The organism is Mesorhizobium sp. B2-7-1, assembly GCF_006440735.1.
Classification (GTDB): domain Bacteria; phylum Pseudomonadota; class Alphaproteobacteria; order Rhizobiales; family Rhizobiaceae; genus Mesorhizobium.
On sequence record NZ_VFUA01000159.1, the window covers coordinates 1 to 10,940 of the forward strand.

At 62.1% G+C, this 10,940-nt stretch carries 9 protein-coding genes and 1 pseudogene; 5 read left to right on the plus strand and 5 right to left on the minus strand.

Annotated elements, in window-relative coordinates:
- The first annotated feature begins 321 nt into the window (after positions 1-321).
- Positions 322-4,098 carry a vitamin B12-dependent ribonucleotide reductase gene (locus FJ471_RS32740; protein ID WP_140809771.1) on the plus strand — a complete coding sequence of 1,259 codons (3,777 nt, stop codon included), beginning with the start codon at positions 322-324 and terminating at the stop codon, positions 4,096-4,098.
- Positions 4,011-4,307: a DUF4062 domain-containing protein gene (locus tag FJ471_RS32745; protein WP_210242069.1), complete on the plus strand. Its 297-nt coding sequence runs from the start codon at positions 4,011-4,013 to the stop codon at positions 4,305-4,307. The genes FJ471_RS32740 and FJ471_RS32745 overlap by 88 nt, the downstream gene beginning before the upstream one ends.
- A 53-nt stretch (positions 4,308-4,360) precedes the next feature.
- Here FJ471_RS32745 and FJ471_RS32750 read toward each other — a convergent pair whose 3' ends face one another.
- On the minus strand, positions 4,361-5,434 hold the full coding sequence (locus tag FJ471_RS32750) for an Ldh family oxidoreductase (RefSeq protein ID WP_140809773.1): 1,074 nt from the start codon (positions 5,432-5,434) through the stop codon (positions 4,361-4,363).
- Between the two features lie 472 nt (positions 5,435-5,906).
- On the opposite strand from FJ471_RS32750, the gene FJ471_RS32760 reads away from it, so the two are divergent.
- Both FJ471_RS32760 and FJ471_RS35455 read left to right on the plus strand, forming a co-directional pair.
- Positions 5,907-6,113: a type II toxin-antitoxin system HicB family antitoxin gene (locus FJ471_RS32760; RefSeq protein ID WP_140809777.1), complete on the plus strand. Its 207-nt coding sequence runs from the start codon at positions 5,907-5,909 to the stop codon at positions 6,111-6,113.
- A gap of 68 nt (positions 6,114-6,181) precedes the next feature.
- A pseudogene (locus tag FJ471_RS35455) lies at positions 6,182-6,304 on the plus strand (VOC family protein); the annotation flags it as partial.
- A gap of 36 nt (positions 6,305-6,340) precedes the next feature.
- Here FJ471_RS35455 and FJ471_RS32770 read toward each other — a convergent pair.
- The 3 genes from FJ471_RS32770 to FJ471_RS32780 form a co-directional block, all read right to left on the minus strand.
- Positions 6,341-7,459 carry a GH25 family lysozyme gene (locus tag FJ471_RS32770; RefSeq protein WP_140809779.1) on the minus strand — a complete coding sequence of 373 codons (1,119 nt, stop codon included), beginning with the start codon at positions 7,457-7,459 and terminating at the stop codon, positions 6,341-6,343.
- 150 nt (positions 7,460-7,609) lie between these two features.
- Complete coding sequence (locus FJ471_RS32775; RefSeq protein WP_140809781.1) at positions 7,610-8,395, minus strand: phosphodiester glycosidase family protein; 786 nt, start codon at positions 8,393-8,395, stop codon at positions 7,610-7,612.
- Between the two features lie 112 nt (positions 8,396-8,507).
- Complete coding sequence (locus tag FJ471_RS32780) at positions 8,508-9,380, minus strand: undecaprenyl-diphosphate phosphatase (RefSeq protein WP_140809783.1); 873 nt, start codon at positions 9,378-9,380, stop codon at positions 8,508-8,510.
- Positions 9,381-9,582: 202 nt separating this feature from the next.
- Between FJ471_RS32780 and FJ471_RS32785 the strand changes: the two genes are divergently transcribed.
- Positions 9,583-10,512 (plus strand): hypothetical protein, encoded by a 930-nt coding sequence (locus FJ471_RS32785; RefSeq protein WP_140809785.1) that lies wholly within the window; start codon positions 9,583-9,585, stop codon positions 10,510-10,512.
- Positions 10,513-10,531: 19 nt separating this feature from the next.
- Here the strand turns inward: FJ471_RS32785 and FJ471_RS32790 are convergent, their stop codons facing one another.
- On the minus strand, positions 10,532-10,744 hold the full coding sequence (locus tag FJ471_RS32790) for a hypothetical protein (protein WP_140809787.1): 213 nt from the start codon (positions 10,742-10,744) through the stop codon (positions 10,532-10,534).
- Positions 10,745-10,940 lie beyond the last annotated feature (196 nt).

A 10,940-nucleotide genomic window follows, 5' to 3' on the forward strand; every position in this document is an offset into this window, starting at 1 on the left:
GGCGAAAGGGAGAATTGTCGGCCTGGAAAAAATGATCTGTTAACACTATATTTAGTGTTTGCAGGCAGGCTAGACGCTAGATAGTGTGAACCTCCCTCTACGGAGGGAATCGACAAAAGTTTCAGTTTCGAGGGACCCGCGGGTCGGCCTGCAATCTGGGTAAGCGCCTGGAAAGGCGTTTGCGTGTCTGCATGGCTGCGCCCGCGACGAGGAGTGTCGGCGTCGCCTGTGATGCCGGCAAACGGCGGACCGCGCTTTTCGCCTAGCGGGGCAGAAATCCCCGGGGAAAAGCGCTATATATAGACAAAAGGGACCGGACCAATGCGCATCGAGCGTCGCTTCACCAAGCCAGACCAGTCAGCCTATGCGGAGATCGAATTCCGCAAGGCCCTGTCGGAGATCAAGAATCCGGACGGCTCGGTGGTGTTCCGCCTGGACAACATCGATGTGCCGGCGCAGTTCAGCCAGGTCGCGGCCGACATCCTGGCCCAAAAATATTTCCGCAAGGCCGGCGTGCCGGCGCGGCTGAAGAAGGTCGAGGAGAACGGCGTCCCGTCCTTCCTGTGGCGCTCCGTCGCCGACGAGGCCGAGCTCGCCAAATTGCCCGAGGCCGAGCGCTACGGTTCGGAAACCGATGCCCGCCAGGTCTTTGACCGCCTTGCCGGCACCTGGACCTATTGGGGCTACAAGGGCGGCTACTTCAAGTCCGAGGACGACGCGCGCGCCTTCCGCGACGAGCTCGCCTATATGCTCGCCACCCAGCGTGTCGCGCCGAACTCGCCGCAATGGTTCAACACCGGTCTGCACTGGGCCTATGGCATCGACGGTCCGAGCCAGGGCCATTTCTATGTCGACCCCTTCACCGGCAAGCTGACCAAGTCGAAGTCCTCCTACGAGCACCCGCAGCCGCATGCCTGCTTCATCCAGGGCGTGCAGGACGACCTCGTCAACGAGGGCGGCATCATGGACCTGTGGGTACGTGAGGCGCGCCTGTTCAAATACGGCTCCGGCACCGGCTCGAACTTCTCGATGCTGCGCGGCGAAGGCGAGAAGCTTTCCGGCGGCGGCCGCTCGTCGGGCCTGATGAGCTTCCTCAAGATCGGCGACCGTGCGGCCGGCGCCATCAAGTCGGGCGGCACGACGCGCCGCGCCGCCAAGATGGTGATCGTCGACGCCGACCATCCCGACATCGAGCAATTCATCGACTGGAAGGTCAATGAGGAGCAGAAGGTCGCCTCGCTGGTGACCGGCTCGAAGATCGTCAAGAAGCACCTCGAAGCGATCATGAAGGCCTGCGTCAATTGCGAAGGCCATGACGACGACTGCTTCGACCCGGCGCTGAACACCGCGCTGAAGCGCGAGATCAAGGCGGCCAAGAAGGATGCCGTGCCGGAGAACTACATCTACCGCGTCATCCAGTTCGCCAAGCAGGGCTACACCTCGATGTCGTTCAATACCTACGACACCGACTGGGATTCGGATGCCTATCTCACCGTCTCCGGCCAGAACTCCAACAATTCGGTGTCGCTGAAGGACAACTTCCTGCGCGCCGTCGAGGCCGATGGCGACTGGCAGCTCACCGCCCGCAAGGACGGCAAGGTGCTGAAGACACTGAAGGCGCGCGACCTGTGGGAAAAGATCGGCTATGCCGCCTGGGCTTCCGCCGATCCCGGACTGCACTTCAACACGACGATGAACGACTGGCACACCTGCGCTTCCGCCGGTGCGATCCGGGCCTCCAACCCGTGCTCGGAATACATGTTCCTCGACGACACGGCCTGCAACCTCGCCTCGATCAACCTTTTGCCCTACCGCAACGAAGACGGCACGATCGACATCGCCGCTTACGAGCACACCGTTCGGCTGTGGACCGTCGTGCTCGAAATCTCGGTGATGATGGCGCAGTTCCCGTCGAAGGAGATCGCCAAGCTCTCCTATGATTACCGCACGCTTGGCCTCGGCTACGCCAATATCGGCGGCCTGCTGATGACCTCGGGCATTCCTTACGACTCCGATGAGGGCCGCGCCATCTGCGCCGCGCTCACCGCCATCATGACCGGCATGGCCTATGCCACATCGGCCGAAATGGCCTCCGAGCTCGGCGCCTTCCCTGACTATGACCGCAACGCCCAGAACATGCTGCGCGTCATGCGCAACCACCGCCGCGCTGCCTATGGCGACAAGGACGGCTACGAGAAGCTCGCCGTCAACCCGGTGCCGCTGGTCGCCTCCGACCTGAAGCAGCAGGCTTTGGCCGAGCATGCCAAGGCCGCCTGGGACCGCGCCATCGAGCTCGGCGAGGAGCACGGCTACCGCAACGCGCAGGCGACCGTCATCGCGCCGACCGGCACGATCGGCCTGGTCATGGACTGCGACACCACCGGCATCGAGCCCGACTTCGCTTTGGTGAAGTTCAAGAAGCTCGCCGGCGGCGGCTACTTCAAGATCATCAACCGTGCCGTGCCGGAAGCGCTGCGCACGCTGGGCTACTCAGAAAGCCAGATCGCCGAGATCGAGGCCTACGCCGTCGGCCATGGCAACATGAACCAGGCGCCCGGCATCAACCCCGGCTCGCTCAAGGCCAAGGGCTTCACCGACGAGAAGATCGCGGCGCTCAACGCGGCGCTGAAGTCGGCCTTCGACATCAAGTTCGTGTTCAACCAGTGGACGCTGGGCGCCGACTGGGTGAAGGAGACGCTCGGCTTCACCGACGAGCAGCTTGGCGACATCTCCTTCGAGATGCTGCCGGCGCTCGGCTTCTCCAAGAAGGACATCGACGCCGCCAACATCCATGTCTGCGGTGCCATGACGCTCGAAGGCGCGCCCTTCCTGAAGGCCGAACATCTGCCGGTGTTCGACTGCGCCAGCCCGTGCGGCAAGATCGGCAAGCGCTCGCTCTCGATCAACAGCCACATCCTGATGATGGCCGCGGCACAGCCCTTCATCTCGGGCGCCATCTCCAAGACCATCAACATGCCGAACGAGGCGACGGTCGAGGATGCCAAGAACGCCTACATGCTGTCGTGGAAGCTGGCGCTGAAGGCCAACGCGCTCTATCGCGACGGCTCGAAACTGTCGCAGCCGCTCAATGCCTCGCTGCTCGCCGATGGCGAGGAAGACGAGGACGAGGTGGTCGAGCAGCTGATCGCCGCACCCGCCGCGCAGCGCGCCGTGCAGGTGACGGAAAAGATCGTCGAGCGCGTCATCGAGCGGCTCTACCGCGACCGCGAAAAACTGCCGAACCGCCGCAAGGGCTACACCCAGAAGGCGGTCGTCGGCGGCCATAAGGTCTACCTGCGCACCGGCGAGTTCGACGACGGCCGCCTCGGCGAGATCTTCATCGACATGCACAAGGAAGGCGCCGCCTTCCGCGCGATGATGAACAACTTCGCCATCGCGATCTCGCTCGGCCTGCAATATGGCGTGCCGCTCGACGAATATGTCGAGGCCTTCACCTTCACCAAGTTCGAGCCGGCCGGCATAGTGCAGGGCAACGACGCGATCAAGAACGCCACGTCGATCCTCGACTACGTGTTCCGCGAGCTCGCGGTCTCCTATCTCGGCCGTCACGACCTCGCCCATGTCGACCAGTCGGACTTCGACAAGACGGCACTCGGCCGCGGCATCACCGAAGGCAAGGCGACGCCCTTCTCCAAGGGCCTCTATCGCGGCGCCTCGCCGGTGAAGCTGGTGTCGGGCATCGGCAGCGAGCCCAAGGGTTTTGGCGGCCCGGCTCCGACCACGGCCCCTGCCCGCGCCGCACCAACCGCCTTTGCCGGCTCCAACGTTCTGGCACTGAAGCCGGCCAGCGACGAGGCGCTCGCCTACAAGCGCGACTATGAGGAGCGTGCCAGGGAACTGGCCGAGGACATGGTGGAAGAAGAAGCCGAGGCCGCCGGCGGCGCCGAAGCCCTCTTCACCGACGCTGCCGCCAACGAGGTCGCCGAGGCAAAGAAGCTCGCCGCGACGAGGCGCCAGCAGTCGCTTCTCCAGGGCTACACTGGCAACGAATGCTCCGAGTGCCACAACTTCACCATGGTGCGGAACGGCACCTGCGAGAAGTGCGACACGTGCGGATCGACGAGCGGGTGCAGCTGAGGAGCTTCGCAAAACCTCTTCTACGGACTAAATTAGTCCTGCGCCTCGAGCGCAGGACTTTGGATTGCATTCCATCCGGTATAGAGTTCTTTCCCGCTTCGGACAAAGACACCTTTGAATTTATCAAAACCGTTATTGACATTTGTGACTATTACATAATGACCGTATCCGGAAAATATGGATCAGTAGCATCAGACGGAGGAATATGACTATGCTGTCGAGACGGGTAAACCGGTGCTTGGTTCCTGGTTAACCGGCCTTGCTACGCAAGCGTTGCCGGAATCGGCAAAGCTTTTTCGTTCGCCAGTTCACTGAGTCGCAGCCAAGTCGCATGGTCGACCAGCACGCCGGTTTCAGACCGTCGCACTTTTTCAAGTTTTTCGGGATCGCCCGGCGCCATAACTTGGCCGCCGGCGACGCCCTCGCAAGCACGAAGCTTAGTTACGAGACTTGAAGCCACTTCCAGCAGCGGTGCCATACCGCCAAAGCGTGCTCCGTCCACCACCAAGAAAAAGTGACCTAGTGGACTGGGCTTACCCCTGCTGACGTCATTTAAAGCCGGCAAGGTAACGGCTGCAGCGCTGCCCGTGAACATCGTGCATAGCAACTCAACCATTGTCGCCAGTCCGGCGCCCTTGTATCCATATTCGACTCCACCCAGCGGCAGAAGAGATACCGCACGATACGGATCGGTCGTCATCCGCCCCTCTTGATCAACCGCGACATCCTCCGGCAATTGAGTGCCGGTATCGCGCCGGAGATATATCCGGTTGAGAGGGATAGAGCTTGTCGCCATGTCCAGTAGCATGGGTTCTTCGCGTCCAAGCGGAACCGCGAAGGCGATCGGATTCGTTCCATGGAAAGGCTCTCGTCCGGAATGCGCGACAACGCCTGGGCCGGATTGCGTGAACCCGAAGGTTACGAAACCCTGGGACGCACCGTGGAGAGCGTATGTCCCTGTGGCGCCATGGTGTGACGTGCGGTGGACGGCAACTGCTCCAATGCCGGCCTCTTTCGCGAGCGCGATCGCTTCGTTGACCGCGCGGTAGCTTGCGACATGACCGAACCCCCCGTCTGCATCCACGACGCCCAAGCCTGGCGCGACTTTCGAGTATTTTATATTGGCGGACGTATTCAGTCGCCCCCCTTTGATCCACTGAACATAAAGCGGGAGGAGGCGCACACCGTGGGTATCAACGCCGCGAAGCGATGCTTCGGACAGTGCACGGGCACAGGCCGCTGCAGCAGGCTCGGGAGCACCATGGCTTTGCAGAACAAGGCTGCAGAACGTCTCTAAGGCGGCGTGAGGAATTTGGACCTTTTCGAAGGTTTCCATATTACAACCCCAGCTTTTTGTTCCAGTCCGCGATCAAACAGATTTCAGTAAAGATAAGCGGCGAACAATAGACGGCAGCATCGTCGATCGCACGGATGAAACCGTTGGCCCACAACCGAAGTCCTACTATATGGGAACGGAGCCCTGCAAGTTTTGGGACCATGCTACGGCGGAACAGCCTGGCGTCTCGGCTCGACCGGTTCGTATCCCTTCCTGGTCAGCTTGTTGAAAGTTCTCAGGGGATATCTTTGCGAGGCTTGCGTTTGCCAGGCATGAAGACCGTAATCTTGCGACGCGCGATTGAGCCGCCGCGACGATCGTCTTCTTCTAAGTTCGGAGGCTTGGCGCATCTTCCGACTATTAAAACCGGTCAGCCGCGGCGGCCACGTCACCGTGGCCGGCAAGCCGTCTGATGTTACTCCCGGAACATTGAACAGCATCCTCAAGCAGTCTGGCCTGAAGGAGTGACGACATGCGTTATGCTGTGGTGATTGAAAAAGCTGGCGACAACTTTTCTGCTTATGTGCCGGACCTACCAGGCTGCATCGCGACCGGCGCAACGGTACCCGAAGTGGAAAGCGAAATCCGCGACGCAATACGCTTTCACATCGAAGGCCTACTTGCCGATGGGCTGGAAGTGCCTAAAGCCGTCAGCTTGACGGAATACGTACAGGCATAGCGGCTTTGGCAAAAAGCGCTACAGCGCTCCCACACCGGCTCCTTCCGAACGTTTTGCAGGTTCGCTGAATGATCGATCACATCACCATTGAAGTCAGCGACCTCGCCAAGAGCAAGCTCTTCTACGAACAGGCTTTCGCGCCCTTGGGCTATAGCGTTGCCTTCGGCAAGGTCAGTATCTTCTGGGCCTTCGTTTGCAGGCCGGCCTCACCTGAATATCGGCGCACCTCAGTCCGCGTCGGCCACCATCTGCCCACCGCCCAGCCACGCCCGCCACTGCCGCTCGTCGCCGTGGAAGACGTTGAGGTCGATGCGGCCGCTCACGCCATGCGATAGGCCCGAGCCGGAATACTGCCAGAACAGCCACTTGCGGCCCGGATAGACTTTTGACGGGTGCGCCGCCACCGCGCGCAGCCAGAAGGGATAGTTCTGGAAGGCGCCCTGCAGATTGTCGCGGTAGAAATCGGGGCTGGTGTAGATGACGGGGCGCTGGCCGTAGTGACGCTCCAGCTTGTCCATGAACACCTGCATCTTCTCCAGCACCTTTTCGCGCGAGGGCCGCCGCTTGCAGGAGGAATCGCCATTCCACTCGACGTCGATGACCGGCGGCAGCGCGCCGTCGACCTTCGGCACGTTGCGGATGAACCAGTCGGCCTGCTCGCCGGCGGTGCGGCACCAGTAGAAGAAATGATAGGCGCCGCGCTTCAGCCCGGCGGCGTCTGCGTTGCGCCAGTTCTTCATGAACATCGGGTCGAGATGATCGCCGCCGTCGGTCGCCTTGATATAGGCGAAGTTGGCGCCCTGGGCGCGCAGCTTCTCCCAGTTGATGTTGCCCTGCCAGCGCGAGACGTCGACGCCGTGCACGGCAAGATGGCGAGGCGAAGAGCGGCCGAAATTGATCGGCTTGGCGTCGCGGAACGCATAGCGGGTGACCGGACTGGCAAGCATCGCAGGCGCCGCGCGCGACAGCCGCTTCGGCGGCGAGACGAGCGCTGCCTCCTGCACCGGCGGCCCGACGCCGTCCGGCAGGTCGGCCGCCGGGAAATTCACCGTCTCTTCCTCGGCGAGGCCAAATGGGCGCGAATTCTCGTCGCTCGCGCTCGCATTATCCTCGTCGAGCAAAGGCGCCGGCGGCTTGATGCGCGCCACGCCCGACATCGACGCGGTCTCGACGGTTCTTTCCGCCACGGCGGTCCTCACGCCCTTCGACACCGGCGCGCTCGGCCGCACGACCGAGCTCGTCGTCTCGTTGGACGGCATCTGCAAGGCATCGACGCCCGACGTGGACGAACAGCCGGCAAGGCATAGCGATGCGAGCACGAAACTGACGACGCCAAAAATCCGCATCTTTGACCTGTACGCAAAACAAAACAGACCGAAGGCAGGAACAGCGCCACCGGAACCCCCATTCCTAATGAGAAATTACCAACAAAGTTTGAATCAAAATTTACTTTTGGCGCGATCGGATGATTCGGGGATGACGCCGAAGACGGTCGGCTACCGCCTGAACACGCCGATCATCGGCCCGAGATTCCAGAAATCGTCGTTGCGGCCGATCCCGGGCGCGTAGAGGCTCGAGATCGAACCGTCGAGGAAAAGCGCGTTCGGGCAGCCGAGCTGGTCGCGGAACAGCCGCGCGAATTCGTGGAAGGTCACGACGTCGTCCGAGATCGCGAAGACCGCGACGCCGTCGGCGCGCACGCCGACGCCATCGCGGATCTTGCGCGAGGTGCCGTCGGCCTGAAATTTCGGATGCAGCTTGCCGTCGATGACCAGCATCGGTCCGGACTGCGTTGCGTAGTCCACGCGCGGCGGACGCTTCAGGTAATCCCTGGTCGCGCGAACGCCCGCCTTGCCGGCGCTGAGATAGAAGATGCCGTTCGGTTGCATGGAGAAATTGCCGGTTCCCGATCCGGTCCTCGCCGGCGTGACCTGCTCGCCGCGTTCGACATAGAGCCCGACCGGCGCGAGGTTCGGATGATACATGCCGGCATTGATGCCGAAGAGCAGGGTGCGCCCCGTCGCCTGCTGCGCGCTGCGCAGATTGTGCAGCGACCGGTAGAGGTCACCATCCTTGTTCTTCCAGAACAGCTCGATGGAGAAATGCTTCGGATCGGCCTCGCAGACGAGGTAGGCCGCGTTCTCGAAAGTCTGGTTGCGGCAGGGCGGCAGCGCGGCCAGCCATTGGCCAAGGCCCATGCCGGCGCCAACGGCGGCAGGCAACGCCGACTTCACCAGCGTGGCCAGCACAGGAACCGACTGCAGAAGCGTAACAATATCCATCAGCGCACCCGAGCGTCAGCTGTCGATATAGCGGATTCGGTCAAGGCCTCTAGAGCCTTTGTCCTCACGCATTCACGGACAGAAAACCACTGGGCATCCTTCCTGGAATTCCTCAGGTGAGCCAGCCGGTCGCGACGCCGATCAGCAGCACCACGCCGAGCAGGCCGCGATAGATGACGAACGGCCAGGCGGAGAAGCGCTCGAGCACCCGCATCAGCCCCCAAATCGCGAAGAAAGCCGAGATCGAAGCGACGATCAGGCCGACGGCCAGAATCGACCATCCATGCGCGTCGAGATGCACCTTGTGCAGTTCATAGAGCTCCTTCAGTCCGGCGAGCGCTATGGCCGGCAGGCCGAGCAGGAACGACAGGCGCGCCGCCTCCGGCCGGGCAAAGCCCAGCCCCATCGCCGCCGTCAGCGTCGAGCCCGAGCGCGAGACACCGGGAATGAGCGCGCCGACCTGGGCGACGCCCACCAGCAGCGCGTCGAGGATCGACGCCTGGCGCAGCATGAGCTTGTGGCTGGCGAATATCTCGGCGAGCGCCAAAAGGATCGCCATGGCGATACAGGCCCAGCCGATGACGGCTAGCCCACGCAAGGGCGAATTGCAGGCATTGAGCACGCCGGAAAGCGCGAGGCCAGCAATGACGATCGGGACGGTGGCAAGCACGATGCTGACCGCCAGGCGGAAATGGCGGTCGCTGAAATCACGGCGCGAGATTGCAGACAGCGAGCCGAACAGCACGTCCCTGACATCGCTCCAGAAATAGCTGATCACCGCCGCCAGCGCCGCCAACTGCATGGCGGCGGAGAAGGCCGAGCCGGGATCCTGCCAGCCGAGCACGGCCGGCACGATGCGCATATGCGCCGTGGACGAGATCGGCAGTAATTCCGTGATGCCTTGCACGACGCCCAGAAATGCCACCTTGGCATAACCCAGGCCGACAAAGCCGGTGTCCAGTCCTTGAGTGCAGACGTCGGTCATCCCGGTCCTTTCCCCGTGCCCCGCTCATTATCCGAGGCAAAAATGAATCGTCATCGAAAGCCCATCGAGGACAGGCTTAGCCTCACGATAGCGTGATTCCAACTCACGGATTTGTAAGGTGCCGCTAATCCTGCTTGACAACAGGCGTCGTTATATTATTCTCCACTAATCTTACACTGTAAGGTAAATCGGGGAGCATGCCATGTCGACCGCCGCCCTCTCGGAATTGCAGCCAGTCGTGCCGCCGCAAACCCACGTCCCGGAAATCGCGATCGAGGAGGTGTCGCGCGATATCAGCCGCGCCATCGAACGCGCCGAAGTCGCTGCATGGCTCGACCTTTACGAAGCGGCGCCCGCGGATTTCGCGGCCCGGCAAGGGCTTTCGATCGCGAGCGACGGCGACCTCGTCTGGACCACCTGCACGACGATCCCGTTCATCCATTTCAACTGCGTGAAGAATATCGGCGTCGATGGTCCGGCGACGGAGGAACAAGTCGACGCGCTGCTCGCGCACTACCGCGCGGCCGGCATCATGCGGCCGTGGTTCTACACCAGTCCACACACCGAACCGTCGCGGCTGAGATGCTGGCTGGAGGCGCGCGGGATGCAGCAGCAAGGCGGCTGGGAGCGCATCTATCGCGACGCGACCCCGCTGGCGGACGAACCGCTTTTCCCGGGCGACCCGCTGATCCCGGTTGACGATCTGGTGGTCGAGGAGGTCACGCCCGGCACAGCCTCCGAATGGGCTTCTTTCATCGATGCCAGATACAGGCTGCCCACCTCGCCCTGGCTCACGGCGCTTGTCGGCCGCAAGGGCTGGCATCACTACATGCTGAGACGCAGAGGCGCCGTGGAGGCGGTCCGCTCGCTCTTTATCTCAGACGGCACTGCCTGGAGCGGCATCGACGCGCCGGTGCCGGGCATCATGGCGCCGAGCTTCGATCTTGATGCCAGGCTTGGGGAAAGGCTGGTTCGCGACGGCATCGCCGCCGGCGCGAAACTGTTTGTCGCCGACATCGAGGCGCCGCACCCCGATCGCGACGGGCCGGCCTATCGCAACTACGACCGGCTCGGCTTCAAGCTTGCCTATTTGCGCAGTCATTACAGTTACCTGCCGGCAAATTCGAGCTGACCAATTTCCTGGAATTGCCTCAGCGGTAGAGCCACTGCTTCAGGCAGCTTCTTGCCACCACATGCGCAGGTGGCACCGAAGCCCGGTCGATGCGGGAATCATCGCCCGCCCTGTCGCGAGCCTTTTCCAGAAGCAGGCGAAGCTCGGCCGGACGCACACGGTCACGCGCCATCACGAGCTGGACCATCGGGTCGTTCAAAAGCTCGTCCAGGGTGTTGATGCTCTCGCTCATCCGTCGCCTCCTCGATGCCTGCCCGCATGGCGCTTAGATAGGCAGTCAAAGATGGCTCGCCAATGACGTTTTGCCGGCTATCTCGTGAATCGAAGATGAAATTTTTGTGCAGTTTTCCCTTCTCCCCTCGTGAGGGCTTTGCACAGGGAGCGCAGCGGTTAGCGTTGGGTTGGCGAAGGCTTTAAAGGGCCGTCGG

Coding starts and splice junctions, on each gene's coding strand:
- FJ471_RS32740 (WP_140809771.1), top strand. CDS start 322: ATGCGCATCGAGCGTCGCTTCACCAAGCCAGACCAGTCAGCCTATGCG.
- FJ471_RS32745 (WP_210242069.1), top strand. CDS start 4,011: ATGCTCCGAGTGCCACAACTTCACCATGGTGCGGAACGGCACCTGCGA.
- FJ471_RS32750 (WP_140809773.1), bottom strand. CDS start 5,434: ATGGAAACCTTCGAAAAGGTCCAAATTCCTCACGCCGCCTTAGAGACG.
- FJ471_RS32760 (WP_140809777.1), top strand. CDS start 5,907: ATGCGTTATGCTGTGGTGATTGAAAAAGCTGGCGACAACTTTTCTGCT.
- FJ471_RS32770 (WP_140809779.1), bottom strand. CDS start 7,459: ATGCGGATTTTTGGCGTCGTCAGTTTCGTGCTCGCATCGCTATGCCTT.
- FJ471_RS32775 (WP_140809781.1), bottom strand. CDS start 8,395: ATGGATATTGTTACGCTTCTGCAGTCGGTTCCTGTGCTGGCCACGCTG.
- FJ471_RS32780 (WP_140809783.1), bottom strand. CDS start 9,380: ATGACCGACGTCTGCACTCAAGGACTGGACACCGGCTTTGTCGGCCTG.
- FJ471_RS32785 (WP_140809785.1), top strand. CDS start 9,583: ATGTCGACCGCCGCCCTCTCGGAATTGCAGCCAGTCGTGCCGCCGCAA.
- FJ471_RS32790 (WP_140809787.1), bottom strand. CDS start 10,744: ATGAGCGAGAGCATCAACACCCTGGACGAGCTTTTGAACGACCCGATG.